Origin of the sequence: Synechococcus sp. MIT S9507, from assembly GCF_047304715.1 — a bacterium.
Lineage (GTDB): Bacteria > Cyanobacteriota > Cyanobacteriia > PCC-6307 > Cyanobiaceae > Synechococcus_C.
On sequence record NZ_CP138970.1, the window covers coordinates 1,523,917 to 1,550,081 of the forward strand.

A 26,165-nucleotide genomic window follows, 5' to 3' on the forward strand; every position below is an offset into this window, starting at 1 on the left:
TAGATTTCTTATTCTGATATGAGTCTTGGACTTTTGTGCTGGCGCCTAAGTTGATCACGGTTGAAAGGCTCAGCAAGACCTACCGCGTTGCTGATAAACAGCCTGGCCTTGCTGGCACCATGCGGCACTTTCTGCGCCGTAAGCAGCGTGAGGTGTCCGCGGTACGGGATGTCTCCTTCGCGATTGCTCCCGGTGAGATGGTGGGCTTTCTCGGTGCCAATGGAGCCGGCAAGACCACCACGCTCAAAATGCTGTGTGGTCTCATCTATCCCAGTTCCGGTCAGGTGCTGGTGGCTGGTCATCAACCACAGCGTCGCCATCCTGATTTCCTGCGGCGCATCACCCTGGTGATGGGGCAGAAGCAGCAGCTCATCTGGGACCTTCCGCCCATGGATTCGCTGCGCGTCAATGCAGCGGTTTACGGCATACCGGACCGCGTTGCCAGCAGGCGAATCGCAGAGCTGTCGGATCTGCTTGAACTGGGTGAAGAACTCACCCGTCCGGTGCGCAAATTGTCGCTGGGTCAGCGCATGAAGGCTGAGCTGCTGGCTGCCTTGCTGCACGAGCCGGAGGTGCTGTTCCTGGATGAACCGACCCTGGGGCTGGATGTCAATGCCCAGTTGCGGGTGCGTCAGTTTCTGGCCGAGTACAACCGCCGCACCGGTGCCACTGTTTTGCTGACCAGTCACTACATGGCTGATATCACAGCCCTCTGCCCCAGGGTGCTGCTGATTCATCAGGGGCAGTTGTTCCACGACGGCCCCCTTGATCGCCTCGCCAGTCGTCTGGCGCCGGAGCGCCACGTGCGCCTCGAACTGGAACAGCCAGCTCCTGCCGAAGCCTTCGCCGGGCTGGGTCATCTCGACAGCCTTGAGAACTGTGAGGTCAACCTGCGGGTGGATCCGGCCTCACTCACCAGGGTGCTGGCACAGATCCTCGAGCGTTTTGAGGTGCGTGATCTGGAGGTGAATGATCCACCCATCGATCAGCTGATCGGCGAGTTGTTTCGCCAGGGAAGCCTCTGATGCGCATCTTCGGGCTCAATCGTCGAATCGTGCGCGCTCTGCTGGGCAGTCAGTACGCGCACATGCTCGAGTACCGCGCTGAGATCGCGCTCTGGGCCTTGTCGGGAGTGCTTCCGTTCATCATGCTCAGCCTCTGGAGCGGCAGTGATGCCCGCTCGCAGTTAGGTCTGGACGGGGTGGCTCTCGATCGCTACTTCCTCAGCGCCTTTCTGGTGCGCCAGTTTTCGGTGGTCTGGATGGTCTACGCCTTCGAGGAAGATGCCCTACTGGGCAGGCTGTCGCCCTATCTGCTGCAACCGTTGCATCCCCTCTGGCGCTACGTGGCCTCGCATCTGGGTGAGCAGCTCACGCGGCTGCCTTTTGCGGCAGGGATCGCTGGGATTTTCTTTCTGATTCAGCCGCAGGCCTTCTGGATTCCATCCCTGGGTGGCTTTCTGCTGGCCTGGCTCGCCACCTGGATGGCCTTTGCCATCACCTTTCTGCTGCAGAGCCTGATTGCTTCATTGTGTTTCTGGAGCGAGAAGGCCACCGCGCTGGAGCGGTTGCTGTTTCTGCCTTTCCTGTTCCTCTCTGGATTGCTGGCTCCGTTGACGGCCTTTCCGCCCGCTGTGCAGGAGTGGGTGCGCTGGACTCCCTTCCCCTATCTGATTGATTTTCCGGCCCGGGTCCTGTCCGGTGATCCCGTGAATCTGGCAGCAGGTTTCGCCGCACAGCTGGCCTGGGTGGCGTTGCTGCTGCCGTTGGTGCTCGTGCTCTGGCGAGCCGGTGTGCGGCGCTACAGCGCCATGGGGGCCTGAGATGGGGAGCTACTGGCGAACCTTGCGCCGTTTCTGGGGCACCGCTCTGGCCACCCAGCTGGAGTATCAGCTGAATGTGGTGGTGGAGCTGCTGGCGGTGGCTCTCAGCCTGGGCGGCAGCCTCTTGTTGTTGTCTCTGTTCTTCGGCCCTGGTCGGGAGCTGGGGGGATGGACCTGGAACCAGGCTCTGATCGTGCAGGGTTTCTACACGGTGTTTGATGGCATGACGACTGCCTGGCTACGGCCCAACCTGGGTGCGATCGTCACCTATGTGCGTGAAGGCACGCTTGATTTCGTGCTGCTCAAGCCGATCGACAGTCAGTTCTGGGTGTCACTGCGCACGTTTGCTCCAGCAGGTCTGTCTGAAGTTGTTCTGGGCCTTGGTCTGGCCGCCTGGGGAGGGCATCAATCCGGTGTCGTATTGACCCCGGCGGTGCTTTTGACGGTGGTGCTGATGCTGATGGTTGCAGCGCTGATCCTTTATTCGTTGTGGTTTCTGATTGCTGCCACCAGCATCTGGTTTGTGAAGACCTGGAATGCCACGGAAGTGTTGAGGGCAGTGCTGGCATCGGGGCGCTACCCGCTTGAGGCCTATCCCGCCTCCTTGCGGTTGCTGTTCACCTTGGTGATTCCCGTTGCGTTTCTTACCACAGTGCCTGCTGAAGTGTTGTTGGGCAGAGCATCACTGCCGTTGTTGGCGTTGGGACTCATCCTGGCCGCTGGATTTTTCGCGGCGGCCCGTGGCTTCTGGTTGTTCGCGCTGCGGCATTACACCTCGGCTTCCAGTTAACTGGAAATCGTTCTCATCCTTGGGTGGCCACTGCATTGGATACACCTGGCGCTGAGGGAAGGGAATGGTGATGTCGTTTTCCTCAAAAGCGCTCCAGATCCGCTGACGAAGTTCGCTGCCTACGTCTAAGGCTTCGAGGGGGTTACGTACAGAGAATTTCAACTTGTAGGTGATGGATGAGTCGGCAAAATCAATTGCAAACGCCTTAGCAGCCGGCTTGGTCAAGACGCGTTTGTGAGACTGCGCAACCTGTTCCAGTAATGCAATGACTTGCTGGGGGTCGTGGTGATAAGCAGCACCAACCACAACTGACTCTCTTCTGTAATTCTCTCCTGCCGTGAATGATTCTGCCTGAGTTGCGAACAAGATTTGATTGGGAATCAACAGCTCAGCTTCATCACGATTTCTTCTTAAAACGGTTGCTCTAAGGCCCATACTTTTAACTCGACAAGGTTCTTTTTCAACCATGAGAATTTCGCCCGGCTTGATAAGGCCTTCGAGAAGCAGCCAGATTCCTGTGAAGAGGTTGGCAATTGTATCTTTGAGGCCAAGCCCCAAGCCCACGCCGATGGAACCGGAGATGACCAGGAAAGTATTGCCTCGTACGCCCGCAGACAATGCGAGCGATATGAATCCAACTGCAACAATTAGATATTGAAAAAGCGGCTCAAGTATTTTACGGTTCCGATCACTCGTCTTAAGAATAAATTGCATCAAATATACTGCTAGTGCAGCGAGTACTCGGCTGGTGACTAAGATCAGGTATAGACCGACGGCAAAAAGGAAAACACCTTCAATGACTAAATCTGTATTCAAGAAACTCCCAATGGTGATTAAGCCAACAGTTGAAAGGCTGCTGAGTCGATCAACAAAATAAATAATGGCCCCCATCAATATTGCTGGTCTTACAATTAAGCCAAGCCAGGACGCTGCTTGATTTTTGGGGTTATGGATTTTTAGTCTTGATTCAAGCCAGTTAACGAAGCTTATAAGCGCCCAGAAAAGGCCAACTTGAAAGATGATTCTAGATGGAATGTTTATAAGCCCAAGCAACAGTCCTGGTCCTAGAAGGGCTACTGGACCGAAAAGAATGGCAAATGATTGTTTGCTGTTAGAGAAATGAGTATTGCTACGTATGCAAACAGTTGCAATTACAATGCAAAGAATAAAAGTGAATTGCCAGCTCACAGCCCATCGGTCTAGGTATCCAAGCCAGCCTGCAATCTCAAGTTGTAAAGCTCTCATGGTGATCAGTTGTTCTTTGCATTGGTTATTGTTTTGAAGACTTCATTGAGGCTGAGATAGCCACTCGTGAATTCTATGAATGTGGTACTCAATTGTTCGTATCGGTTCCGCGTTGGTTGAACTAATAAGCTAATTACTCCGGCCCACTCTTTATCGTAAGAATCGGTTTGCTTACCAGCGGTAATTAAAGCATTTATTGTCTTAGAGCTTTCGGGTGGGATTGACACATTTTGATTAACAGCTACAAATCCTTCTTCGTCATCGAACTCTAATTTTCTTTGGGCTATAGTATTAACGAGTGTTTTGATATATTTTAAGGCTAATTCTCTTTGTGATTGACTAGAATTCTTGCCTAATGCGAATCCATAAGTTGGTACAATAGGAGCCGCTTTTGATTCAGGTCCGTTCGGTAATGGGGCGACGCTGAGAGTCTTTCCCATTTTATTTTTAAGTTCCTCAAGTTGACTGCCACGGCACGAGATCCAATCCAATTTGTTGCTTTGCAGATGTTCCCGTAGTGATTCTATGTTCTCAAAGAAAAGGATATTTTGATACAAAGCAGCTTTGCGCAACCATTCCAGCCATTTTTTAATAGCTGGATAGGATTGATCAGTTTTCATTTGCTTGCCAACAGCGTTGAGCTCTTCAAATGCATTATTGGCTCCAGCCGTCCATATTAATTCAAATGGGTCGGATGACAGTCCGATTTTGTAACCGCTGGCGCTGAGTTCTTCGAGCTCTTGAATGGTGCTAGGTGGTTTTTTTATTCTTGTGTTGTTATAACAGGCCACCTGAGGATCTCTTATCCATGGAGCAAAAATATATTCTCCATCTGCATTTTTGGCCCATTCATATCGAGTGCCATAAATGGCTTGAAAATACTTTGTGTCTGGAAGCGTCACTGTGAGATTGCGACTCATGTATTCAAAAGGGTCGAAATTACCCACGACTATTATGTCTGGTCCAAGGTTCAGATCACTGTCTTTTGAAATTTGGTCAAAAATCTCACTTGATGGATAGGTGATATAAACAATACGCGTTTCAGGATTTGAGCGTTCAAATGCTATGGCGTATTTGTCGAGGAGACCCTCCACACGAGTCTGAGATTTTTTAAATGAATTTTTGGGTGCTCCGTACGTAATGAATAGTGTTTTTGGTGCTTTTATGCTGCTGCAGCCAAAAAGTGAGATCGTCAGTAAACCTGCGGCAGCCCTGCCAAGTATCTTTAGCCGGCGAGCCGAAGGCATGGATTGGTCCATCAAACTCCATTATTTTAGCCCTGTTCTTTCTGCATTTCATCCAAGTCTTTTATGAGAGTTGTGCTTTGGCAAGGAATGATCTGCTCAGCTTGATAGGTTTTGCCCAATGCGGCAGAGGTTTCTTTATGCATTTCCAGTCTGGATTCTTAAATCTTTTGCTCCTTCAGCCGGTTAGTCGCCGGATTCAGGCTTTTGCATCTTTGTCTGGTGACTGATAAAGCGTCATGCAGTCAAAGGCAAAATCAGCGCCACTGCGTTGAACAATTCCTGCGATTTCAAGAAAAATGGATTGTTGAATATCAAGCCAGTCTTTCCATACAGTTGTTTTTGTGAAGCAGTAAACCATCATGTTGATCGATGATGAATCCCATTCGTTGAAGTTGACCAGGATAGTCTGGCTTTGGTCGATGTCTGGATGCTGCTGAAGATGCGTGCGAACTTCTTTAGTGATGCCGTCAATTTTGCCTAAATCTTCATAGCGCAGGCTGATATTGGCACGAATTCTGCGGTTATACATCTCTCCTGGGTTTTCAATCGGGTTCGTCGCGAATACGGAATTCGGGATATAAAGCGGCCTGCGGTCGAAGGTGCGAATTCGGGTGTAATACCAGCCGATGGATTCAACAGTTCCTTCGAGGCTGTCGGCGTTGATCCAATCACCTTCTCTGAATGGGCGATTGAAGAACAGCATGAAGCCCGAGAGAAAGTTCTGGCTGATCTGTTGGGTTGCGAATGAGATACCGATGCCTGCGCCGCCGAGCATGGTGGCGATGGCTCCCGATGGAACACCGAAGGTCACCATTAGTGTTGCAGTGGCAATCATCAGCACGGCAATGGTGAACAGCCTGCTCATCACATTGATCAGCATGGATTCATCCTGTTGATCCTCGATCTGGATCCATCGCCTCATCGATGCAGACTTCAGTACGGTCTGGCCGATGTTCAATACAGCCCAGGTGATGCTGGCGATTACCAGAGTTTTGGAGATCTTATTCACCTCAGGCTGAGCCAGAAATCCCAGCTCAAGCCTCTCGTTCAGCTGATGGATGATCCAGCTGGCATAGAATGAAATTCCCAGCCCAAACAGCACGGGCCTCCGCACTGTCGCGGCAAGGCGACTGCCCATGTTGCGGCCATGGCGTCCCAGGAACTGAAGCAGTAGCCATGCGCCAATAAGCGCCAGTGTGCCCACCAGCAACCCTGTATTGGTTTGAAGGAATTGAAGGTGATAGCTCATGGGAGCTGAGGCTCAGGCATGAGACTCGTGCGTCGCAGAAGAGAACCTAGCTCATGCTCTCGGCAGCATCTTGATCAATCACCTGCTCAGCTTGCAGCTGGGGCCTGAGGCTTTTCTGTGTGTTGGGCGGCCACTCCATCGGGTAGATCTGGCGCTGAGGGAAGGGAATGGTGATGTTGTCTTTCTCGAAGCGCTTCCAGATCGCGCGACGAAGATCACTTGCCACATTGAAAGCATCGAGAGGGTCTGCCACCCAGAACAACATCTTGTAGTTGATCGATGACTCGGCAAATTCGGTGACGAATGCCGCAGAAGGTGGGTATTTTTTCACCTTGGGATGATCAGCTGCGAGCTCAAGCAGAATGTCGATGATTTTGTCAGGATCATGCTGATAGGCAACGCCAACGATCACGCTGTCGCGTCTTGAGGTTTCATTGGCTGTGTAAGAAGTTGCCTCCTGGGTGAAGAAGCTCTGATTGGGTATCAGCAGCTCGGCGCCATCACGACCCCGCCTAAGGTAAGTGGCACGAAGACTTAATTTCCGAACCGTGCAGGGGTCACCGTTGATCATCAGGATCTCTCCCGGCCGCACTGATCCTTCAAATAACAGCCAGATGCTGCTGATGAAGTTGGAGATGATTTCCTTCGTTCCGAAGCCAATACCCACAGACAGACCACCGGCGATGGCTACGAATGCATTGCCGTTGATGCCGATGTAGTAAGCAACGCCGATAATGCCGATGCCGATCACGCTGTACCGGAACAGCAGCTCAAGGCCGCGCTGATTGCGTTTCTGGACACCGAAAATCGCACCGCTCAGCCAGGCCATCAGTGCTGCAGGTCTGGAGGCGATCGTCACGATCAGGTAGATCGCAACGATGGCGGTGTAAACCTTGCCGAGTGTTATTTCCACTCCAAAGAGGTTGGCCACGCCAATTCTTGAGAGGTTTTCCCGGCTGCCCAGAAGGCTCAGCATCGACAAAGTTGCCGAAAACACGTAAATCGGTTTGAAAAGGCTGGTCTCCACCTCTGCGATGGGGAAGCGGGGATTGGTTTTCTCCACCAACATTTTCAAGGGAGTGAACAGATTCCATCCCAGCCAGAGCAGTCCGAAATAACGCAGTAATCCAAAAGGAACCCGCAGTAATGCGAAGACTCCGGCCATCAGCAGAACAACGCCGGGGCCAACCAGCACGCGGATGGAATCGGGAAAGCGCTGATGCAGCCCTGCTCGGTTGAGCATGCGCTGGAAACGTTGATTGCGGTTCAGCAGGATGCTGCGTGTGCGCGCGATCAGGAGAACAACGAGCACCAGGAGCAGTTGGATGAGGACTGGCCAGCGCTGTACAAACGCAACCCAGCTGACCATTTCGACCAGAATTTCTCCTGGAGCCACTGTGATCAGGAGATCGGAGAAGGCTGAGGAAGTCATCAGGATGGGCTCATGATCGCTTGAATTTTTTCAGAGGCCCTGGCAGGAGTTATCGCCTGGAAGATCACTTCATTGAGGATGTTCTGGATGGTTTTGGCGAGTTTTGGATTTGCATCTATGGCAGCGACAATTTCGTCGCCAATTTGGATTTCCTCTTTGGCTTTGAATAAGTAGAGGTTTTCGATTCCAGGAATTTGGCGGTTGATGATCGTTGCAGCTGCAGGATTCACTGGGTAATTGGTTCGATAACGCAGAGCCCAGGTCTTCTGGGCCCATGGTTGAACGATGAATTGCATTAGCTCTTCAGCGGTTTGACGCTGGCGCGGACTGGAATTGCGGCCCAGACCCCACACCTGAAGTTTGCTGATGGGTGAGGCCGAGGCTGCGGGTCCAGCGGGCAAAGAGGTAATTCCAAGATTGCCTTTCATGGCTTCCCTCAGTTCTGGCAACTGCGAGGTCCAGCAGCTGATCCAGTGGAGTTGGCCACTGATCAGCTGCTTGCGAAGTGTGGCTTGATCCCTAAGGAACATCACGTTCTGCTGATAGCTGGCGTCTCGGAGCCAGCTCAGCCAGCTGACCAATCGCTGGGTTTGTTGTTCAGTGGGTTGCTTGCCGCGCAGGGAGCTCACCAATGCACTGCCGGCCTTGAATCCGCTCATGCTCCAGTAGAGGTCTTCAAAATTCTGGGTGATGCCAAACACCTGACCAGCACTGCTTTGTTTCGACATGAGTGCCAGCGATGATGGCGGCTCCTTGAGTTTGCGTTTGTCGAAACAGGCGAGTTGGATGGACTGGGAGACCGGAAGACCTGTGACCTCGCCACGGGAGTTGATGACTCGCTGCAGCAAGCCTGGTGCGATGGCGTTGCGTTGCTCTGGCGTGACGGGTACCGGATCGAGCAGCTTCGCTTGGGATAGTTCCTGGATTACACGGGCATCGCCCGTGACCAGATCCGGTCCAAGTCCGCTGATGGTCTGTCGTTCCAGTTCAGATTCGACGGCAGCTTCCGAATAAAGAGAGGGTTGAATGCGCAGTCCTGGAACCACATCCCGTAAGTTGTTTTGAAAGCTGCGAAGACGCTCACGGCTCCTGCCACTGTTAACAGGAGTCACACTTTCGTTGGTCGGCAGAACGCTTGCGACCCGAAGTAGTCGTATCGGGGTTCGTCCTCCGCCGCCGCAGGAGCTCAGCAGCCCAGTTGCGCAGAAAAGTCCTATGAACAGCAGCTGCCGACACACAGGTTGTCCCGAGAGAGGAGGGGTCATCAGCCGTTCATCTCAGTGTTCGGTGATTGATTAAGTGGAGGGGCATTGCTTGAGCCCGCCAAGTCTCATCGATCGTGGATAGGTGTGCTGCTCAACACAACCACGCTAAGGCCTTGCGTGGGTTTGTTCATTGAGCTGGTGTCAGGTGTTGTTTGAGCCACTTCGGTGTGGTTGCGTTGTCGCTGCGTCCCATGGAACGGTGATGGCACCGATGGTTGAAGGATGGAAGCAATCGCTCAGCTGATCGACACCGAGGCTCTTCTGGCATGGCTGGAGTCAACCACGGGAGCCCTGTTGTTTATTCCTCTTTATGCCATCTGGGTGACTCTGCTGCTGCCAGGGATCTGGGCTTCGATGCTGGCCGGAGCCTTGTATGGCCCCTGGTTGGGAAGCCTGCTTGTGTTTGCCGGGGCGAGCCTGGGTGCCGAGGCTGCGTTTCTGCTGGGTAGGCACTGGCTCAGGGGCTGGGCGCAACAGCGACTGGGCCGTTTCCCGAAGCTGCTGGCGATCGAGAAGGCCGTCAGCCGGGAGGGGTTCCGTTTGGTATTACTCACGCGTTTGTCACCAGCGTTCCCATTTTCTTTGCTGAACCTGGCTTACGGACTCAGTGAGGTGAGTCTGCTGGATTACAACCTTGGCTTGATCGGGATCATTCCTGGCACGATCCTGTTCTGTGCTCTAGGAGATCTGGCCGGCAGTGCCGCAAGGTTCGGCGAAGTGCTGGCCGGAGAGACTTCAGCGCAAGCCTGGGTTCTTCGGGTTGTGGGCGTGCTGGCCACGGTTGGAGTTGTGTGGCTGGTGGGACGTTCCGCTCGCAAAGCCCTTCAGGACGCAGGTGCTGATGCTCAGGATCCTGAGATCTGATCCGGATCAGGCAGTTGCCAGTCACGCAGAGCGGCGATCCCGACAAACCAATAAAGCCTGGCTTTGGCTGTGAAGCCTCTGCGGCTGCTGAGCTCGGTGTATTTGGCCCGACCGCACTCCGTTTTGATCCACCTGAAGATGGGGGGACGATCTCTCTCCGCATTGGTCATGACTTGATCATTGAGTCGATGGCAGCGCTGAGCTGTCGCTGAATTTATTGATCTGATTGGGAATCACGCTGATCGTGACCTTGGTGTCATCAAGGTTGAACTCTTCCTTGGAGCTGCGCACGATGGTTTCGGAGAGTTCATTGGCCAGGCCTTCGTTCAGAACGCCCTTCGGTGCGCTCAGAACCAGGTCCACGCTGGCCTTGTTGTTGATCACCCGCACATTGCTGAACAGCAGCCGCACCCTTTGCCACAGATAGGGGTTCTTGCTGGTGATTTTCAGTTGATTGACCTGACCGGCCTTGAAGGTGTCGAATCTGCTGACAATTTCCTGCCTGACGCTGAAGTCGTGCAGGGCGGAAGAGAGAGGGATGCACAACAAACCAAGCAGAGCCAGCCACACAAGCAGATTGCGCCAGCACTGAACAACGCTGCCGTAGCGCTGCACAAGGAAGATGAACAAGCTCGCCACCGTGATTCCGATCAGGTTGACCACGAACAGCAGGAAGGAACCTTCGGAGATCTGATTGGTGAGGCCGGCCACAGTGCCGCGACCAAACACCGCCACCACCTCATTGCCCATGCTCAGGCCGATGCCGCAGACGCACAGTGGTGGAACCAGTGCCACGGCGATGGCGACTCCGGCCAGTGAATTGGACAGCCTTTCGCGGGTCATGCTGAAGGAACCAGCCACGGCGGCCGCCACGGCAACGCCCAGGTCAATCAGGTTGGGCGCCGTTCGGGAGGTCATCTCCCGATTCACCTCACTCACATCCAGCAGTAACGACAACAAAGCTGCGGTGGCGATCACGGCGATCACACCGATCACCACAGTCATCAATGAGCGCTTCGCCAGCTTGTTGTTGCTGATCGAGAGGGCGAAAGCGAGGCTGAGGATCGGATCCATCAGTGGCGCCACGATCATGGCTCCGATCACCACTGCTGTGCTGTTGGAGATCAGTCCAAGCGTGGCGATCACCGCCGCGCACAGCAGCAGCACGAAGAAGCCGAGTGACGGCTTGGAGGATTCAATTCGGGCCTGGTAGAGCTCCTTGCGTGGAATGCGGTTCTCGAGGTTGATCTGCCATTCGCCGGACAGATTGTCCAGAACGCTGTGAAGGGGAGTTGACGAGTCCACAGGCCTAGATGCTGGGCATGATGACTGCTTCAGTCTCCGCCATCGCAATCATCGAGGGGATGTTTTGATCACCGACAAACGTTTTCAGCTTTCGATCGGTTCGAGCAAAGCGATCAGTCCGGCTTCATCGATCACCCTGATGCCCAGCTTGTTGGCCTTTTCCAGCTTGCTGCCAGCCTCTTCGCCCGCGAGTACGAAGGACGTCTTTTTGCTGACGGAGCCACTGACCTTGCCTCCTGCCGCTTCAATCAGCTCCTTCGCCTGAGCTCGGCTCATCGATGGAAGTGTGCCGGTGATGACCACGGTCTGACCGGACAGCGTCCCGTCCTCATCGCTGCGGCTTGCAAGGTCCTTGCGCTCCTGCTCTGTGGCGGCCAGTGAGAGCCCGACCTCCCTCAGCTGCTGAACCAGCGCCTGATTGGCTCTGGTGCTGAACCATTGCTGCAGGCTCTGGGTGATCTCCTGACCAATGCCATGCAGCTCAGTGATCACCTCAGGGTGATCAACGGCTGTCTGGGCGAGCGTGCTGACATCTGGAAATGCGGCTGCCAGGGCTTTGGCGTTGACTTCGCCCACGTGGTGGACGCCGAGTGCGTAAAGCTGGCGAGCCCATGGCTTGGAGCGGGATGCGTCGATGGCAGTCACGAGGTTTTCGGCGCTTTTCTCACCCATCCGTTCCAGGCTGCTGAGCAGTGCCACATCCAGGCGGTACAGATCGGAGACTGAGCGCACCAGACCTCGCTCCACCAGTTGCTCGATCAACTTCCCGCCCAATCCCTCCACATCGAGGGCACCTTTGCCGACCCAGTGGCGCAGAGCGCCTTGCAGGATCGCCGGGCAGCTGATGTTCACGCAGCGGGTTGCGGCTTCACCGTTTTCCCTGACCAGGTCGGAGTTGCAACTGGGGCACTGATAGGGCAGATCAAGCGGTAAAGCTCCTTCAGGTCTGAGCTCGGGAAGCACTCGCAGCACCTCAGGGATGATCTCGCCGGCCTTGCGCACAACGATGGTGTCGCCGCTGTGGAGATCCAGTTCCGCCAGTCGGTCGGCGTTGTGCAGGGTGGCGCGACTGACATTCGTGCCGGCCAGGGCAACGGGTTCGAATTCCGCCACGGGAGTAATCACCCCGGTGCGGCCCACCTGACAGGTCAGGCGCAGTAGCCGGCTCGGCGCTTCCTCGGCCGGGTATTTCAGTGCAATGGCCCACCGCGGCGCTTTCTGCGTGAAGCCCGCACTCTCCTGAAGACGCAGGTCGTCGAGTTTCACCACCACCCCGTCAGTGGCGTAATCAAGGTCGTGACGCCGGCTGTCCCAGACGTTGAAGAAGGTCTCCACCGCCGCGAGATCCGGCAGCAGTGCTGCGTTGGGATTCACCCGGAAACCTGCGTTGCGGAGCCAGCTGAGGCTTTCCCACTGGCTGGTTGGTCGCAGACCGACCCAGTCATCGGGCAGGTGCACTGTGTACGCGAAGAAATCCAGTCGACGTGATGCCACCACTTTCGGATCGAGCTGACGCAGGGTGCCTGCACAGGCGTTGCGGGGGTTTGCGAACAGCGGTTCATCCCGCGCTGCCCGGTCGGCATTGATGGCAGCAAAGGTGCGATCAGGAATCAGGGCCTCGCCACGCACTTCAACCCATGCCGGTGGGTGATCGAGGTGCAGTCGCAGAGGAATCGAAGCGATGGTGCGCACATTCGCAGTGATCTCCTCACCCTTTTCGCCGTCCCCGCGGGTGGTGCCCCTGGTCAGCAGCCCGTTCTCGTAACTGAGGGCGAGGGCATTGCCATCGATCTTGAGTTCCCCAACCATGGGCAGCGCCGGCAGGGGAGCTTCAGCACGTGGTTCTTTGTCGAGCACCTTCAGCAGGCGGGCGTACCAGCTGCGCAGCTCTTCAGGGCTGAAGGCATTGTCGAGACTGAACAGCGGGATGCGGTGAGCCACGCTGGTGAATCCTTCGGAGGGCGTTCCTCCCACCCGCTGAGTCGGGCTGTCTGCCATCACCAGCTCAGGATGAGCAGTCTCCAGATCAAGCAGTTCGCGGTAGAGCCTGTCGTAGACCGAATCCTCAAGCTCCGGGGCATCCAGCACGTAATAGGCATGGGCCGCTCGGGTGAGCAGCTGCCTCAGTTCTGCGGCGCGTTCGCTGTCCTGATTCGATGCGGTTTTCGAGGCCGGCGCAGTCACGGTCGGAACGACTCAGCTCTGGACAGTGGCGATCCGCTCGATTTTCCAGCTGTCCTCCACCTTGGTGAAGGTGAAGTCGAGAGGCATTTCCTCCTTGCTTTCAGCGATCAGCTTCACGGTGAGAATCATGTTCCCCTCCTGCAGGCGAGGTCGGCCTGATTTGAGGTTTCTGTAGCGGTTGAGCTTCAACCCAGCCAGGAAACGAATGAACTGCTGGCGGTTGACGTGCTGCCGGTACGACTTGGTGGTGAGCAGATAAGCCGCGTCAACGCGCCCCGCTGCCACCTGGGTGAAAAATTGCTTGATCAGCGGGTTGATGCCGCGGGCGCTCAGCACCAGCTTGACCGCGGTGACCGTCCAATAGAGAAGCAGGGCTCCTCCGCCGGCCAGCAGGGCCTTGCTTCCGATCTCCCGCACCAGACCCAGATCCATCAGCTGTTTCCAAGTGAGTGCAGAGTCTGACTGACGAACCGCTGGATGGAGGCAGACTGGGCCGACATCATTGCTTGAGACCTTCGCCGTTCATGCCGCTTGAGCCTCTGCTCCCTCTGTTTCATCGCCTGAATAGGGAGCATTTCGAGGGAGCCCTCTGCCAAGGACATCAGCCTCTGATGGCATTGCGATGGAGTGATGGTCGCTTGCGGCGCACGGCTGGTCTTTACAGACGAGGGCCTGCAGTGGCTCCACCGTTCGGGCGTGAAATTGTTCTGTCAAGACCGTTGCTGGATCCCCTGCCCAGAGAGGCCACTGAAAGCACGCTCTGTCACGAGATGATCCATGCCTGGGTGGACCTTGTGCTGAAGCGAGAGGAGGGGCACGGACCCTGCTTTCGGCATCGCATGCATCTGATCAATGCTGCGCAGTCGCGTTTTGAGGTCAGTGTTCGCCATCGCTTTCCCGTGCCGCAGAGTTCCCCGCGCTGGATTGCGATCTGTCCCCGGTGCGGACACCAGACCCCTTATCGCCGCAGGATGCGTCAAGCGGCCTGTCGATTGTGCTGCGATCGGCATCATGGGGGTCGCTGGAATGCCAGTTGTCTGCTTCGCTACGAACCAGCAGCGGAGGTCAGCTGAGCGGGATGGAGGTTTTTCTCTGGGTGCTGGAAGCCGGTGGCGTTTCGATCGTTCTGATTGGTCTGCAACGGGAACGCTGGTTACAGCACAGACGTCGGTAACGTCTGGTTATGGATTCACGTCGACAACGTGCGCAGCGCAGTCCTGATGCCCTGGATCGGCGGCTTGACCGATGGCTGGATACCGGACGTCAGCTTGTTGATGGTGTCTCCGGAGCCAGGCCGGGCCGTCGCAACACGGACCGTCAGGACGGCTCTTCCCGGCTGGATGCGATGGGTCGTTGGGTCGGTGACCGAATCGACTGGTTGCTGGACGAAGAGGATGACTGGCGTGAGGTGGCTGAGCAGCCTCAGGGTTTGAGTTCGGCTCGTTCGGCGCCTGAAGGCGTCTCGTCATCAGTTGAGCAATCCGTTCCCGCACGACGCAAACGTCCACTTCAGGCGCTCTCCCGCCGACAGCCGGTGTTGCCACCGCCGGTGGTCTCGAAACCATCTGCGCAGTCGCCAGAAGAAGACGATGTCTGGCCGGAAGACGATAGTTTCCGGGTGGAGCGCTGGAAGCGTTCCGCCAGTCGTGATGTCGAGGCGGATTCCGGCTCTTCGTCAACCTCTCGGGCGTCGTCCCGTCGACCTTTGCCGCGTTCCAGTCGCCGTCGGGATTGAGCGACAGCATTTCTACCTATGATTAGCGTCGTTGCATCAACAACATGAGCAATCTTGTGGTGATTGGTTTCCCCAAGGTTGAGGAAGCTGAGCAGGTTCGTCTTGAGCTGGTGGCGATCCAGGAAGAGCATCTGATCACCCTCGAGGACGCTGTGGTTCTCGAACACGGCAGTGACGGTCACGTGCACCTTCGCCAGGCCATCAACATGACAGCCGCAGGTGCCATGGGCGGAAGCTTCTGGGGACTGCTGATCGGACTGATCTTCGCCAACCCGCTGCTTGGCGTGGCAGCGGGTGCCAGTGCCGGTGCGGCTTCGGGAGCCCTCAGCGACATTGGCATCAACGACAAGTTCCTCAAGGAGCTGACCGAAACCCTGCCTCAGGGAAGTGCAGCACTGGCTCTTCTCGTCAAGGATTCAACGCCTGATCGTGTGATTGAGCGCTTGCGTCGTCATCTGCCCAATGCCCGCTTGATACACACCAGCCTCAGCCATACGGATGAGGAGACGCTCAAGGAACAGCTGGAGCAGGCTCGCAAGAAAGCAGAAGCCCTGCGGATGGCCTGATCTTGCGGTTTCAGTGCCGGTTGCTGAGCGGCCGGCACACCTGATAACGACAGCCGCGCTGGCTCAGCTGGCGGTTCACGTCTTCCACCAGATCGGTGGGAAGCTCTTCGGCCATCTGATCTGCCGTAGTGGTGATTGATGGTGATCCTGCAGTCATTGCTTCGAGAAGGTCTGTCCACTGGCCGATGTGCTCGGAGCGGGTCACTGGCCGGTACCCCTTTTTCTTCAGCAGATCCGCACAGACATCGGCGTTCCACAGCGCTGAGCGTCCGTGCTTCTTCGGCATGTGTTGATCAACTGCTCCCGCTTCAACCGCAGCGTCAGTGGGGTGTCCCTGCCTGTCCCGCCATCCCTGATGTTCGAGGGCTCGAGCGCAGTGGATCGAGGAAATGCCGAAACTGCGGCCGAGATCGTTGAGGGTTATCCAGGTGGAGGTCTCCATGGAGCCATTGCCGATGTGGCCATGATTGCTCCAGCACAGGAGCCGGCAAGTTGTCAAGTGAAAATCCGCATCAAACGCTGATTTTCTTCATGACGTTGCATGAAGCGGCCGTCTCGGTGCTTCACCCAGCCAGCGTTCGAGAGCGGGGCTGAACACCTCACGGATCACGGTGAGTTCCCTGCCCTGCCTGAAAAAGCGATAGTGACGGCTCCAGAAAGGTCCTCGTTCGCTGAACCCTTTTTCCAGCCAGGGATCCGTCACCAGTGCCAGTCCATCCACTTCACGGAAGAGTTCCGAACGCCCCTGCGTGAGACTGAGCCAGATCGGCTGTTCACGGTTGCTGAGATTGCGCTCAGCTTCATCCTGGTTCCACCAGCTTTCGGCCCAGGCCAACGTGATGTCACCGCAGTTCAACCAGACCTGGCGGCGCAGCAGGGGGGGTGCCAGTTCCTGAACCTCGGCTGGCCGTGGTCCACCGCTTGCATCGCTGAGGTTGGTGTCCGCGTCCATCGCGATCAGGTTCACCTGCACGCTGTGGCCTGTCAGTAAACGCAGGTGTCTGGTGGGGCTCCCGTCTCCCAGCAGCATCAATCGCCATGGACCAGGCAGCCAGCCAGGTTCCTCTCCCGCCAGAACTGAAGAAGTGGGGGCTTCCCACAGCACGGACGGGGAGGGGATCAGGGCGCTCATCGTGGTCAGAAGGCCCCTCCGACACTGAGGAGTTGTGTCATTCCGTTGCGCTCAATCACTGCACCGTTGGAGCTGACGCTTTGCAGAGTCCAGCCACTGTTACCGATCGATTCGCCGGGAACAGTGGAGAGGGAGAGTTCGCCGAGTTGAAAGATGGCCGAGCCCTCACTGTTACCGGCGTGAACCACACCGACCAACAGAGGTTGCGGTGTTGGTGCTGATGCTTGATCGGTCTTGGAGGTGGTGCCGGTGACCTCCTCTGAAGGCAGTGGAACCGTGATCGGTTCAAGTTGTGTCGCCGAAGCGTTCGGAAGTGCGGTGATCTTCAGTTCATCTGCTGTTGCGGTCTCTGCGGTCAGTGGCTGCGCGGCTGTCTTCGTTGGAGTTTGCCGATCGGGCCGGCCTTGTTCGTTCTTGCCGGCAGCTGGTGGGTTTCTGCGCAGTCGGTCGATCAACGCAAGGTTTGCTTCTCTCTGCAGCGCCTGCTGGGTGAGCCTCCAGTGGAGCAGCAGTCCGCTGCTGCCCAGAACAGCAATCAGGCCACTGGCGGCAAGGCTGACCTGCGGCCAGGACAGGCCTGGTTGAAATTGTTTGTTGGCTTCTTGTTGTCTTGTCTGTGGATTGACCTGCACCTGAACGGTTTTCAGGATGTTGTCATCGTCGTTGAACACACGGTCGAGAATCTGTTCGGCGCGGAGGCTCCAGTAGGCACTGGACGTGGGGATGCGAGGAGGCAATGCAGACCAGTGATTGCGTCAACGCTATCGAGCGTTCACGCTTGAGGCGAGCGGGGTGCGCTTCTGGTCGCGGCGTTGTTGCAGCTCCAGCCAGACCAGCAGAGCGGTCAGATCAGCCTGGCTGACGCCGGGGATCTGGCTGGCCTGTCCCAGTGTGAGCGGCCGCACGTCGGTCAGTTTTTCGCGTGCTTCACGCGACAAGGTGCTGATCGTGGCGTAGTCGATACCAGCGGGCATTTTGCGTTTGCCCTGGCGTCTCACCTGGTCGATCTGCTGCTGCTGTCTCTGCAGATAGCCGCTGTATTTGATGTCGATCTCAGCTCCTTCCCGCACCGGCAGTGGCAGATCCGCATCGGCCAGGCCGTGACGCACAAGATCTGCAGCGTGCATGCCTGGCCGGCGCAGCAGATCAGCCAGGGTGATGGATCCTTTGATCGGTGCGCCGGTCTCCGCTTCCACCGCTGGTGCCACCGGGTCACTCGCCTTGAGCCGTTGGCTGCGCAGCCGCTGTTTTTCGTTTTCGATGCCATCAAGCTTCTGCTCAAACAGCTGCCACCGGCGCTCATCGATCAGGCCGAGTTCCCGCCCCAGTGGTGTCAGGCGTCGGTCGGCGTTGTCACCGCGAAGCACGAGACGGTATTCACTGCGGCTGGTCAGGACCCTGTAGGGCTCACGCAGGTCCTTACTCACCAGATCATCAATCATTGTGCCGATGTAGCTGCTCTCTCGGGAGAAGTGCACTGCTTCCTGACTGCGGACGCGCCGAGCGGCATTGAGTCCGGCGACCAGGCCCTGAGCAGCGGCCTCTTCATAGCCGGTGGTGCCGTTGAGCTGGCCTGCGCTGAAAAGCCCCTCCACGCGTTTGGTTTCCAGCGATGGCAGCAGTTGAGTGGCTGGCAGGTAGTCGTAATCGACTGAATAAGCCGGTCTCAGCATCACGCAGTGTTCGAGTCCTGGGAGGCTGCGCAGCAACTGAAGCTGGATGGGCTCGGGGAGCCCGGTGGAGAACCCCTGCACGTAGATCTCCGGAGTGTCACGACCTTCGGGTTCCAGAAAGATCTGATGGCTGTCCTTGTCGGCAAAGCGAACGATCTTGTCTTCGATTGAGGGGCAGTAGCGGGGTCCCTTGCTGTCGATCACACCGCCGTAGATCGCGGTGAGGTGCAGGTTGTCCTGGATCAGCTGATGGGTTGCAGCTGTGGTGCGTGTGATGTGACAGCTCATCTGCTCGCCGCTGCTCCAGGACCCAGGGTCAAAAGAAAAGAAGCGGTCTGCGGCGTCGCTGGGCTGCTCCTCCAGCTGATCGAGGGCGATGCTGCGTCGGTCGACACGCGCCGGGGTGCCGGTTTTAAGCCGGTCGGTGTGGAACCCAAGCTGTTGGAGTGCCTCGGTGAGCCCCTCGGCAGCCTGCTCTCCGGCACGGCCAGCGGCCATCGACTGATGCCCGACCCAGATCCGTCCCCCGAGAAAGGTTCCGGCGGTGAGCACCACGGCTTTGGCGCCATAAATGCTGCCGAAATAGGTGCGTACGCCGGTGATCCGGGCCGCTGCTCCATGGCTTGGATCCCAGGATTCGCCGCCGCCGCTCGGATCACCTTCAATCTCCAAGCCGGTGACCATGGCTTCGCGCAGAGCCAGGTTGGGGGTGTGCTGCAGCAGTTGCAGCATCTGGCGCGAGTACTGCCGTTTATCGGTCTGGGCACGCAGGGCCCAGACGGCAGGGCCGCGGCTGGCGTTGAGGATTCGCTTCTGAATGGCTGTGGCATCGGCGAGGCGCCCAATCACTCCGCCGAGAGCATCCACTTCATGCACAAGCTGGCTTTTGGCGGGTCCACCCACGGCTGGGTTACAGGGCTGCCAGGCGATGCGGTCGAGGTTGAGGGTGAACAACGCCGTGTTCAGCCCCAGGCGAGCAGCAGTCATGGCGGCTTCGCAGCCTGCATGGCCCCCTCCCACGACGATCAGGTCGAAGACTTCGGTTGGGGGTGTGCCGGCGGTCATTGCTCCATTCTCCGATGCCGCAGTGTTGTTTGCTTGCCGGCGATCATTCAAAGAATGTTTTCCGATGAGCCCCAGTTCCCGTTTTGCCTGATCAGGCCGCCAGGTTGCGGAAGCGAGTGAACTGGGGCTCGAACAGCAGCTTGACGGTGCCCACTGGTCCGTTGCGGTGTTTGGTCACGATCACTTCGGTGATGCCACGGTCGGGAGTTTCCGGGTTGTAGTACTCATCGCGGTAGATCATCAGCACCAGATCGGCGTCCTGTTCAATCGATCCCGATTCCCGCAGGTCGCTGAGCATCGGACGTTTGTTGGTGCGCGATTCCACGCCACGGCTGAGCTGCGAGAGGGCGATCACCGGCACGTTCAGTTCCCTTGCCATGCCCTTGAGAGCTCTTGTGATCCGTGAAATTTCCTGCACGCGGTTGTCGGGACTGGAACCTTCCATCAACTGCAGGTAGTCGATCACGATCAGCCCCAGTTCCTTGCCCTGTTCAGCCATCAGTCGCCTGCAGAGGGAACGCATCTCCAGAACGCCGGAGTTGGGTTTGTCATCGATGTAGATCGGCAGCTGGCCAAGGGTGTTGATGCCCTGGCCAAGCAGCGGCCATTCCTCCTGCTGGAGGCGGCCTGTCCTCAGCCGACCTGCTTCGATGCCCACCTCCATCGAGAGCAGCCTGTAGGTGAGCTGCTCCTTGCTCATTTCCAGGGAGAACACGCACACCGGCAGGTCATGCAACTGAGCCACGTTCTTGGCCAGGTTGAGCACGATTGAGGTTTTGCCCATGGCCGGGCGTCCGGCCACGATGATCAGATCACTGCGTTGCAGCCCCTGGGTCATGGCATCCAGGTCGTAGAAGTTCACCGGGATGCCGGCCACGGATGTGCCCAGTGAACGGCTCTCGATCTCATTGAAGGTGCTGGTGAGAATCTCCGCCGTGGGAGTCAGACCCTGCGAGGGCTTTTCCTGGCTGATGGCGAAGATGGTCTGCTCGGCCTTGTCGAGCACCTGATCCATCGGCAGGCCCTGATCGAAGCCCAGCTGGATGACTTCGTTGCCCGAGCGGATCAGCTGGCGGCGCAGGTATTTATCCATCACCAGGCGAGCCACCTGCTCGATCGAGGCGGTGGAGGCCACGCGCTCCACGAGCTCCACAAGTCTGTTGCTGCCACCCACTTTCTCGAGCGAGCCGGTGTCGGCAAGCCAGGCGGTCATCGCTGTGAGATCGGTTGGTTTGCCCTGGCTGTGGAGCATCACCGCTGTGCGGAAGATCTCCCGATGGGCATTGAGATAAAAAGCTTCCGGCTGCAGCACGTCGGCCACGCGACCGATGGCGTCCGGATCGAGCAGGATGCCGCCCAACACGGCTTCCTCGGCCTCCAGGTTCTGGGGTGGGACCGAATCGGGCAGGGCTTCGAAGCTGGGTTCCTCACGCTGGCGGCCTTTGCCGAACCCGCGGCGTTGCCCTCCGGTGGCCTCACCACCCGGATCTGACACGGGAACGCTCACCATGGCGGCAGCAGCTCAGAAGGAAGACTCACTCTGACGCACCTTGTCGGTGACATCAGAGTCATTTTTGATCCGTATTCAGTAGCTGACCACTTCCAGGTTGATTTCAGCGATCACTTCACTGTGCAGCTTGACCTGAACCTTGTAGTTTCCTGTCCGATGGATGTCGGGCACGGTGATGTCACGGCGATCCACTTCTTTCTTGGTGGCCTCTTCGATCACCTCGGCCACATCACCATTGGTGACGGTGCCGAACAGCACGTCGTCCTCTCCCGTTTGCTTCTTCACCGTGAAGCGACCGATGGTGTCGAGTGCGGTGCGGAAGGCGACGGCTTCCTCCTTGAGAGCGGCCTGGCGCTCGGCTTCCTTGGCGCGACGATGCTCCACCTGCTTCATCACGGCAGGGGTCACAGGCACAGCTTTGCCGAAGGGCAGCAGGAAGTTGCGGGCATAGCCAGGGGCAACTTCCACCAGATCTCCGTCCCGGCCGAGGCTGAGGACGTCCTCATTCAGAACGACTTGTACGCGCTTGGCCATGGGAGAAGGATCCTGACGACGACGGATTAGCGATCGATAACTTTACGACTTCATGGGCAGTCGCACTTTGGTGGCCAGGCCCAGAGCACGCATCAGACGGATGTGCTCCCAGGTGAGATCGATTTGTCCGGGCTGCAGGCCATGACGCGCCGAATGCGGGAAGGCGTGGTGATTGTTGTGCCAGCCCTCGCCGAAGGTGACGGCGGCCACCCATTTGTTGTTGCGCGAATCGTCGCCGCTTTCAAAGGCCACGGTGCCCCAGCAGTGGGTGGCGGAATTCACCAGCCAGGTGACGTGGTAGACGAGCACCAGGCGCAGAGGAATCCCCCAGAGCACCAGGGCCCAGCCGCCGGCACCGGTGGCGGTGCCGATCCAGAACAGCAGGCCGGCCAGCGGAAGCTGCAGAACCAGGAACCAGTTGTTCAGCCAGCGGTAGTAGGGGTCCTTGCTCAGATCGCCGGCCATGCGGGGCACCTCCTGCATCGCTGGAATCGCATTGAACATCCAGCCCATGTGGCTCCACCAGAAGCCCTTGTTGCTGTTGTGGTGATCCGCATCCGTATCGGAATACTTGTGATGATGCCGGTGCAGCCCCACCCAGTCGATCGGGCCATGCTGGCAGCTCAGGGCGCCGCAGGTGGCAAAGAAATGCTCAAGCCAGAGCGGCACTCGGAACGAGCGATGTGAGAGCAATCGGTGATAGCCGATGGTCACACCCAGGCAGGCGGTGACCCAGTACAGCACCAGCAGGCTGGTGACGGCTTCCCAGCTCCAGAAGGCAGGAGCGAGTGCCAGCAGTCCCAGGACATGGATCACGATCATGAATCCGATCGTCACCCAGCTTTTTTCGCTCTTGCGAGCGATGCGCGTCTTGCTCTTGGGGCGCCGGTAGGGCTTGATTGCCAGCCTGGGACCACGATGCGAAACTGGTTTTCGACTGGGTGGCGAAGGCGTTCTAATCGCGCTTGGTGCCATGACTTGATCCCGGTTGATCTCTGCACACTACACGCGATACGGATACGTATCAACCAATGGATAAGGCAAGTGGTTCTGATCATGTGAACAAGGGTTACCGCCAGCGTCTCGAGGAAGGGCGCCAGGCGATGGCTCACCTCATTCATGTGTGGCATGAGCGCAACGGCTGGTCCCACAAGGTGTTGCCCGCCCTAGCCGATGCTCTGGACCTCGGTCGTGTGCACAACTCCCAGATCTCCAATCTCCGCAACGGCAAGCTCTCGTCTCCGGGGCCGGAGGTTTTTCTCGCACTCGGCCAGGCGAATGCAGTGCTGCATCAGGGCCTTGAACCGATCCGAGATCAGTTGACTGAAGTGCATCCCGATCTGCTGCGGGTGTTGAACGACAGTGCCGTTCCATTGCTCGCCGCCCATGGAGAGCCGCTGGGAGCCGGTGAGTTGCTGGAAATCTTCGTGGGTCTTGGCCCTTTGCCACCGGGCTTTGACTGGCGGATTGATTCCGCTGAAGCCGCTGCACTGAGTGCGGCAATCGCTGACAGTCTCTGTAGAGGACAGGCCTGGCGTCAGTGTCGTGATCAGGTGATGGAGGCTTATCCGGTCACCAAGAATCAGCGCCGTGACCGCTTCGCCGAGGTCATGGCCGGTTTAAGGGAGTACAGCGCTGAGGAACTCGACGGTGAATTTCTCGATCTTCATGCCACACACATGGCTCTAGAAGGCAGCAAGGGCCAGAGCGCCGAAGCGTTTCTGGCCGAACTGCGATCAGCTGCTCAGCCGGGGTAACGGGCCTGTCTGACCCGACGGGTCAATCCGAGCTTCTGAAGCAGGCGGATGTGCATCCAGGTGATATCAAACTCGAACCAGCGCAATCCATGGCGGGCGCTGCCTGGGTGGGCATGGTGATTGTTGTGCCAACCCTCACCGAAGGACAGAACGGCCACCCACCAGCAGTTCCTTGACAGATCCGGACAGTCGAAATTGCGGTAACCGAAGGCGTGTGTTGCCGAATTCACCAGCCAGGTGACGTGATAGACGGCCACCAGACGCAGGGGGATCGCCCATAACACCAGACCAACCCCGCCTCCATGGATCTGGGCTGCATTCCCGTACCAATAGAGCGCCAAACCGATGGGGATCTGCAGCACCAGGAACCAGCGATCCAGCCAGACATAAAAGGGGTCTTTGAGCAGGTCGCCGCCGAATCGTTCCTTGTGTTCAAGGGCGGGGATCTCATGCAGCATCCATTCGCTGTGGCTCCACCACAGGCCTCGGCCAGCGTCGTGATGATCGTTGGGTTGATCAGAGAATTTGTGATGGTGACGGTGCAGGGCGACCCAGTCGATGGGTCCGCTCTGGGCGGCCAGGGTGCCCATGATCACCAGCAATCGCTCGAGCCAGCGGGGCACCTCGAAACTGCGGTGAGCCACAAGCCGGTGCAGGCCGAGTGTCACGCCAAGCACCGTGGCCCAGTAAAGAACTGCGAAGGCGACAATTCCCTGAAAGCTCCAGAACCTCGGCAGCAGGGCAATGGTGGCCAGCACATGCATCGCCACCATGAAGGATGTGGTTCCACCCTTCAACTTGCGTTGCTTGCGGGGCAGTCGCTGGCGGGGCGCCATCACCGCTGCGCGCGTGCGCAATTCGCGGTTGGAGCGTGTGACTGCCGGTGTGGTGGTGACCAAGAAGTTTCTCCTTGAACCAGTTCTGTTGCGGTCGAAACGGCTACAGCCGGGACAAAAACAGTTGGTTGGAAACGTGAATGTAAAAGAAAACAGGAGGCTTTCCGCGGTTTTCTCATGGCTGGGTCTTCAGATCGCTATCGCGACAGCACTGGTTCACCGGCCATGAATCTCAGTGAGGCCAGAGCATTTGCCCGTCAAAAGGTTGAAGCTGTTCGACAGCGTCAGCAGTCCCTTGCTCGTGGGCGGACCGCTGCTGTGGCCGATCGGCTTCAGAAGGTTCTCGCTGCGTTTGAGGCGGAGCGGGTTGGCACTCAGCATTTCGCTTCCGTGAGTGGTTACGGACACGGCGATCAGGGCCGAGAGGTGATTGACCGGGTGTTCGCACGCGTTCTCGGCGCTGAGGCGGCGGCTGTGCGACTCCAGTTCGTCAGCGGCACCCACGCCATTGCTGCCGCTCTGTTCGGGGTGCTCCGGCCAGGCGATCGCATGCTTTCCATCACCGGACGCCCCTACGACACGCTCGAAGAGGTGATTGGCCTGCGTGGAGAGGGCCAGGGATCCCTCAAGGACTTCGGCATCGACTACGACGAGCTGCAGCTCACCGAAGCCGGAGCTGTGGACGATCAGGCCCTTGAGCTGGCTCTGGCCCAATCGTGTCGACTGATTCTGATTCAGCGCAGCTGCGGCTACAGCTGGCGTCCATCGCTCAGCGTGCAGACCATCGGACGCCTCTGCGCCCGCATTCATGAACGACAGCCCGACTGCGTCTGCTTCATCGACAACTGCTACGGGGAACTGGTTGAGGCCAGGGAGCCCCCCGAGGTGGGAGCGGATCTGGTCGCTGGTTCCTTGATCAAAAATCTGGGTGGAACGATTGCGCCTGCCGGTGGCTACGTCGCTGGTCGCGCCGATCTGGTGGAACAGGCCTGCTGTCGTCTCACGGCACCGGGGATCGGCAGCGAAGGTGGAACTGGTTTTGATCTGCACCGCCTGTTGCTGCAGGGATTGTTTCTGGCTCCGCAGATGGTGGCTGAAGCCTTGATCGGTGCTGATCTGGTGGCCGGTGTATTCGCCGATCTCGGATTTCCGGTGCAGCCAGTGGCCGGCGCATCCCGCAGCGACCTGATCCAGGCCGTGCAGCTGGGAGAGCCTGAGGCAGTCAAGCTGGTCTGCCGTGCCTTCCAGGCCTCTTCCCCCGTCGGCTCTTATCTGGACCCTGTTCCGGCAGCGATGCCGGGTTATGCCAGTGACCTGGTGATGGCCGGAGGCACCTTCGTTGACGGCAGCACCAGTGAGTTCTCCGCTGATGCGCCCTTGCGCGAGCCCTTCAATCTGTACGTTCAGGGCGGGACCCATCACGCCCATGTCGAGCTGGCGTTGATCAAGGCGCTGGAAGCCCTGGCTGCGGCAGGACACCTGAATCTGGCGCACACTGATTGAGAGACGCTGATGCGGCCTGATGGCCTTCGACTTCCCTGCCTCCTACCGCTATGCGGACAGCCATGAGTACGCCTGGCAGGACGCTGATTCGATCCGTGTCGGTCTGAGTGCCTATGCCGTGGATCAACTCGGCGACATTGTGTTTGTGGATCTCCCAGAGGTGGGTGCTGATCTCGGCCGTGGATCCAGCTTCGGGACCGTTGAGTCGGTCAAGGCTGTTGAGGAGATGTATGCCCCCCTCAGTGGCAAGGTTCTGCAGCGCAATGAAGCTTTGCTGGCCAATCCCGAAGAACTGCAGAAGGATCCCCATGGAGAGGGCTGGTTGCTCGTGATCCGTCCGAGCGATCTGACCCAGTTGGAGCAGTTGATGGACGCCGCGACCTATGCCGCCAAGGTTGCCGCGACCTAATATCACATCGTCCACCAGGTCAAGTTGCCTAAAGTCAGCGAC

General features: G+C 57.7%; 27 protein-coding genes. 10 read left to right on the top strand and 17 right to left on the bottom strand.

Annotated features, from left to right (window positions below; all coding sequences use genetic code 11):
• Nucleotides 1-50: 50 nt before the first annotated feature.
• The 3 genes from SIB83_RS08015 to SIB83_RS08025 are packed head-to-tail and all read left to right on the top strand — an operon-like array spanning nt 51 to nt 2,612.
• Entirely contained in the window at nt 51-1,025 is a 975-nt protein-coding gene (locus tag SIB83_RS08015) for an ATP-binding cassette domain-containing protein (protein ID WP_413747333.1), read from the top strand.
• Nucleotides 1,025-1,822, top strand: a complete 798-nt coding sequence (locus SIB83_RS08020; protein ID WP_413745499.1) for an ABC transporter permease — start codon at nt 1,025-1,027, stop codon at nt 1,820-1,822. The genes SIB83_RS08015 and SIB83_RS08020 overlap by 1 nt, the downstream gene beginning before the upstream one ends.
• A gap of 1 nt (nt 1,823) precedes the next feature.
• Nucleotides 1,824-2,612: an ABC transporter permease gene (locus SIB83_RS08025; protein WP_413745500.1), complete on the top strand. Its 789-nt coding sequence runs from the start codon at nt 1,824-1,826 to the stop codon at nt 2,610-2,612.
• On the opposite strand, the gene SIB83_RS08030 is transcribed toward SIB83_RS08025, so the two are convergent.
• The 5 genes from SIB83_RS08030 to SIB83_RS08050 form a co-directional block, all read right to left on the bottom strand.
• Nucleotides 2,505-3,857 carry a mechanosensitive ion channel family protein gene (locus SIB83_RS08030; protein WP_413745501.1) on the bottom strand — a complete coding sequence of 451 codons (1,353 nt, stop codon included), beginning with the start codon at nt 3,855-3,857 and terminating at the stop codon, nt 2,505-2,507. The two genes, SIB83_RS08025 and SIB83_RS08030, sit on opposite strands and share 108 nt — an antisense overlap.
• 5 nt (nt 3,858-3,862) lie before the next feature.
• Entirely contained in the window at nt 3,863-5,104 is a 1,242-nt protein-coding gene (locus SIB83_RS08035) for an extracellular solute-binding protein (protein ID WP_413745502.1), read from the bottom strand.
• 196 nt (nt 5,105-5,300) lie between these two features.
• Nucleotides 5,301-6,353 carry a mechanosensitive ion channel family protein gene (locus tag SIB83_RS08040; RefSeq protein WP_413745503.1) on the bottom strand — a complete coding sequence of 351 codons (1,053 nt, stop codon included), beginning with the start codon at nt 6,351-6,353 and terminating at the stop codon, nt 5,301-5,303.
• Nucleotides 6,354-6,399: 46 nt separating this feature from the next.
• Nucleotides 6,400-7,785 (bottom strand): mechanosensitive ion channel family protein, encoded by a 1,386-nt coding sequence (locus tag SIB83_RS08045; RefSeq protein ID WP_413745504.1) that lies wholly within the window; start codon nt 7,783-7,785, stop codon nt 6,400-6,402.
• Complete coding sequence (locus tag SIB83_RS08050; protein ID WP_413745505.1) at nt 7,785-9,050, bottom strand: extracellular solute-binding protein; 1,266 nt, start codon at nt 9,048-9,050, stop codon at nt 7,785-7,787. Before SIB83_RS08050 ends, SIB83_RS08045 begins: the two co-directional genes overlap by 1 nt.
• A 222-nt stretch (nt 9,051-9,272) precedes the next feature.
• Here SIB83_RS08050 and SIB83_RS08055 point away from each other — a divergent pair, with 222 nt between their 5' ends.
• Nucleotides 9,273-9,914 (top strand): TVP38/TMEM64 family protein, encoded by a 642-nt coding sequence (locus SIB83_RS08055; RefSeq protein ID WP_413745506.1) that lies wholly within the window; start codon nt 9,273-9,275, stop codon nt 9,912-9,914.
• Here SIB83_RS08055 and SIB83_RS08060 read toward each other — a convergent pair.
• The 4 genes from SIB83_RS08060 to SIB83_RS08075 all read right to left on the bottom strand — a co-directional run bounded on the left by SIB83_RS08060 (nt 9,896) and on the right by SIB83_RS08075 (nt 13,835).
• Nucleotides 9,896-10,084 (bottom strand): hypothetical protein, encoded by a 189-nt coding sequence (locus SIB83_RS08060; protein ID WP_413745507.1) that lies wholly within the window; start codon nt 10,082-10,084, stop codon nt 9,896-9,898. The two genes, SIB83_RS08055 and SIB83_RS08060, sit on opposite strands and share 19 nt — an antisense overlap.
• A 7-nt stretch (nt 10,085-10,091) precedes the next feature.
• Nucleotides 10,092-11,219 (bottom strand): TIGR00341 family protein, encoded by a 1,128-nt coding sequence (locus SIB83_RS08065; RefSeq protein ID WP_413745508.1) that lies wholly within the window; start codon nt 11,217-11,219, stop codon nt 10,092-10,094.
• Nucleotides 11,220-11,303: 84 nt separating this feature from the next.
• Entirely contained in the window at nt 11,304-13,403 is a 2,100-nt protein-coding gene (gene ligA, locus SIB83_RS08070; RefSeq protein WP_413745509.1) for an NAD-dependent DNA ligase LigA, read from the bottom strand.
• 12 nt (nt 13,404-13,415) lie between these two features.
• Nucleotides 13,416-13,835 carry a hypothetical protein gene (locus SIB83_RS08075; RefSeq protein WP_413404882.1) on the bottom strand — a complete coding sequence of 140 codons (420 nt, stop codon included), beginning with the start codon at nt 13,833-13,835 and terminating at the stop codon, nt 13,416-13,418.
• A 92-nt stretch (nt 13,836-13,927) separates the two neighbouring features.
• Between SIB83_RS08075 and SIB83_RS08080 the strand changes: the two genes are divergently transcribed.
• The 3 genes from SIB83_RS08080 to SIB83_RS08090 all read left to right on the top strand — a co-directional run bounded on the left by SIB83_RS08080 (nt 13,928) and on the right by SIB83_RS08090 (nt 15,704).
• The gene (locus SIB83_RS08080; RefSeq protein ID WP_413404884.1) at nt 13,928-14,476 is read left to right on the top strand and encodes a SprT family zinc-dependent metalloprotease; all 549 of its coding nucleotides are present in this window, start codon (nt 13,928-13,930) and stop codon (nt 14,474-14,476) included.
• A 110-nt stretch (nt 14,477-14,586) separates the two neighbouring features.
• The gene (locus SIB83_RS08085) at nt 14,587-15,138 is read left to right on the top strand and encodes an RNA helicase (RefSeq protein WP_413745510.1); all 552 of its coding nucleotides are present in this window, start codon (nt 14,587-14,589) and stop codon (nt 15,136-15,138) included.
• 44 nt (nt 15,139-15,182) lie between these two features.
• Complete coding sequence (locus SIB83_RS08090; protein ID WP_413745511.1) at nt 15,183-15,704, top strand: DUF1269 domain-containing protein; 522 nt, start codon at nt 15,183-15,185, stop codon at nt 15,702-15,704.
• Nucleotides 15,705-15,714: 10 nt separating this feature from the next.
• Here SIB83_RS08090 and SIB83_RS08095 read toward each other — a convergent pair whose 3' ends face one another.
• The 7 genes from SIB83_RS08095 to SIB83_RS08125 form a co-directional block, all read right to left on the bottom strand.
• The gene (locus tag SIB83_RS08095) at nt 15,715-16,146 is read right to left on the bottom strand and encodes a hypothetical protein (RefSeq protein ID WP_413404889.1); all 432 of its coding nucleotides are present in this window, start codon (nt 16,144-16,146) and stop codon (nt 15,715-15,717) included.
• Nucleotides 16,147-16,233: 87 nt separating this feature from the next.
• The gene (locus SIB83_RS08100) at nt 16,234-16,836 is read right to left on the bottom strand and encodes a chorismate lyase (protein ID WP_413404890.1); all 603 of its coding nucleotides are present in this window, start codon (nt 16,834-16,836) and stop codon (nt 16,234-16,236) included.
• A gap of 5 nt (nt 16,837-16,841) precedes the next feature.
• Nucleotides 16,842-17,573 carry a hypothetical protein gene (locus tag SIB83_RS08105; RefSeq protein WP_413745512.1) on the bottom strand — a complete coding sequence of 244 codons (732 nt, stop codon included), beginning with the start codon at nt 17,571-17,573 and terminating at the stop codon, nt 16,842-16,844.
• Nucleotides 17,574-17,597: 24 nt separating this feature from the next.
• The gene (mnmG, locus tag SIB83_RS08110) at nt 17,598-19,574 is read right to left on the bottom strand and encodes a tRNA uridine-5-carboxymethylaminomethyl(34) synthesis enzyme MnmG (protein ID WP_413745513.1); all 1,977 of its coding nucleotides are present in this window, start codon (nt 19,572-19,574) and stop codon (nt 17,598-17,600) included.
• A gap of 91 nt (nt 19,575-19,665) precedes the next feature.
• Entirely contained in the window at nt 19,666-21,084 is a 1,419-nt protein-coding gene (gene dnaB, locus SIB83_RS08115; protein WP_413745514.1) for a replicative DNA helicase, read from the bottom strand.
• Between the two features lie 75 nt (nt 21,085-21,159).
• The gene (gene rplI, locus SIB83_RS08120) at nt 21,160-21,618 is read right to left on the bottom strand and encodes a 50S ribosomal protein L9 (RefSeq protein WP_413404898.1); all 459 of its coding nucleotides are present in this window, start codon (nt 21,616-21,618) and stop codon (nt 21,160-21,162) included.
• Nucleotides 21,619-21,660: 42 nt separating this feature from the next.
• Nucleotides 21,661-22,593 (bottom strand): acyl-CoA desaturase, encoded by a 933-nt coding sequence (locus tag SIB83_RS08125; RefSeq protein WP_413745515.1) that lies wholly within the window; start codon nt 22,591-22,593, stop codon nt 21,661-21,663.
• A 56-nt stretch (nt 22,594-22,649) separates the two neighbouring features.
• On the opposite strand from SIB83_RS08125, the gene SIB83_RS08130 reads away from it, so the two are divergent.
• Entirely contained in the window at nt 22,650-23,375 is a 726-nt protein-coding gene (locus SIB83_RS08130) for a hypothetical protein (protein WP_413745516.1), read from the top strand.
• Here the strand turns inward: SIB83_RS08130 and SIB83_RS08135 are convergent.
• On the bottom strand, nt 23,363-24,211 hold the full coding sequence (locus tag SIB83_RS08135) for an acyl-CoA desaturase (protein ID WP_413747334.1): 849 nt from the start codon (nt 24,209-24,211) through the stop codon (nt 23,363-23,365). The genes SIB83_RS08130 and SIB83_RS08135 overlap by 13 nt on opposite strands.
• Before the next feature lie 225 nt (nt 24,212-24,436).
• Between SIB83_RS08135 and SIB83_RS08140 the strand changes: the two genes are divergently transcribed.
• Together SIB83_RS08140 and gcvH are read left to right on the top strand one after the other, a co-directional pair.
• On the top strand, nt 24,437-25,714 hold the full coding sequence (locus SIB83_RS08140) for an aminotransferase class I/II-fold pyridoxal phosphate-dependent enzyme (protein ID WP_413406227.1): 1,278 nt from the start codon (nt 24,437-24,439) through the stop codon (nt 25,712-25,714).
• Nucleotides 25,715-25,733: 19 nt separating this feature from the next.
• Complete coding sequence (gene gcvH / locus SIB83_RS08145) at nt 25,734-26,123, top strand: glycine cleavage system protein GcvH (protein WP_413404903.1); 390 nt, start codon at nt 25,734-25,736, stop codon at nt 26,121-26,123.
• Nucleotides 26,124-26,165: the final 42 nt, after the last annotated feature.

Excerpts from the sequence above, each read along its gene's own strand:
- SIB83_RS08140 (WP_413406227.1), top strand. The coding sequence starts at position 24,437 with ATGAATCTCAGTGAGGCCAGAGCATTTGCCCGTCAAAAGGTTGAAGCT.
- gcvH (WP_413404903.1), top strand. The coding sequence starts at position 25,734 with ATGGCCTTCGACTTCCCTGCCTCCTACCGCTATGCGGACAGCCATGAG.
- mnmG (WP_413745513.1), bottom strand. The coding sequence starts at position 19,574 with ATGACCGCCGGCACACCCCCAACCGAAGTCTTCGACCTGATCGTCGTG.
- SIB83_RS08025 (WP_413745500.1), top strand. The coding sequence starts at position 1,824 with ATGGGGAGCTACTGGCGAACCTTGCGCCGTTTCTGGGGCACCGCTCTG.
- SIB83_RS08080 (WP_413404884.1), top strand. The coding sequence starts at position 13,928 with ATGCCGCTTGAGCCTCTGCTCCCTCTGTTTCATCGCCTGAATAGGGAG.
- SIB83_RS08075 (WP_413404882.1), bottom strand. The coding sequence starts at position 13,835 with ATGGATCTGGGTCTGGTGCGGGAGATCGGAAGCAAGGCCCTGCTGGCC.
- SIB83_RS08100 (WP_413404890.1), bottom strand. The coding sequence starts at position 16,836 with ATGAGCGCCCTGATCCCCTCCCCGTCCGTGCTGTGGGAAGCCCCCACT.
- SIB83_RS08130 (WP_413745516.1), top strand. The coding sequence starts at position 22,650 with ATGGATAAGGCAAGTGGTTCTGATCATGTGAACAAGGGTTACCGCCAG.
- SIB83_RS08045 (WP_413745504.1), bottom strand. The coding sequence starts at position 7,785 with ATGACTTCCTCAGCCTTCTCCGATCTCCTGATCACAGTGGCTCCAGGA.
- SIB83_RS08040 (WP_413745503.1), bottom strand. The coding sequence starts at position 6,353 with ATGAGCTATCACCTTCAATTCCTTCAAACCAATACAGGGTTGCTGGTG.
- SIB83_RS08055 (WP_413745506.1), top strand. The coding sequence starts at position 9,273 with ATGGAAGCAATCGCTCAGCTGATCGACACCGAGGCTCTTCTGGCATGG.
- SIB83_RS08030 (WP_413745501.1), bottom strand. The coding sequence starts at position 3,857 with ATGAGAGCTTTACAACTTGAGATTGCAGGCTGGCTTGGATACCTAGAC.
- dnaB (WP_413745514.1), bottom strand. The coding sequence starts at position 21,084 with ATGGTGAGCGTTCCCGTGTCAGATCCGGGTGGTGAGGCCACCGGAGGG.
- SIB83_RS08125 (WP_413745515.1), bottom strand. The coding sequence starts at position 22,593 with ATGGCACCAAGCGCGATTAGAACGCCTTCGCCACCCAGTCGAAAACCA.
- SIB83_RS08085 (WP_413745510.1), top strand. The coding sequence starts at position 14,587 with ATGGATTCACGTCGACAACGTGCGCAGCGCAGTCCTGATGCCCTGGAT.
- SIB83_RS08035 (WP_413745502.1), bottom strand. The coding sequence starts at position 5,104 with ATGCCTTCGGCTCGCCGGCTAAAGATACTTGGCAGGGCTGCCGCAGGT.
- SIB83_RS08095 (WP_413404889.1), bottom strand. The coding sequence starts at position 16,146 with ATGGAGACCTCCACCTGGATAACCCTCAACGATCTCGGCCGCAGTTTC.
- SIB83_RS08135 (WP_413747334.1), bottom strand. The coding sequence starts at position 24,211 with ATGGCGCCCCGCCAGCGACTGCCCCGCAAGCAACGCAAGTTGAAGGGT.
- SIB83_RS08060 (WP_413745507.1), bottom strand. The coding sequence starts at position 10,084 with ATGACCAATGCGGAGAGAGATCGTCCCCCCATCTTCAGGTGGATCAAA.
- SIB83_RS08090 (WP_413745511.1), top strand. The coding sequence starts at position 15,183 with ATGAGCAATCTTGTGGTGATTGGTTTCCCCAAGGTTGAGGAAGCTGAG.
- rplI (WP_413404898.1), bottom strand. The coding sequence starts at position 21,618 with ATGGCCAAGCGCGTACAAGTCGTTCTGAATGAGGACGTCCTCAGCCTC.
- SIB83_RS08050 (WP_413745505.1), bottom strand. The coding sequence starts at position 9,050 with ATGACCCCTCCTCTCTCGGGACAACCTGTGTGTCGGCAGCTGCTGTTC.
- SIB83_RS08020 (WP_413745499.1), top strand. The coding sequence starts at position 1,025 with ATGCGCATCTTCGGGCTCAATCGTCGAATCGTGCGCGCTCTGCTGGGC.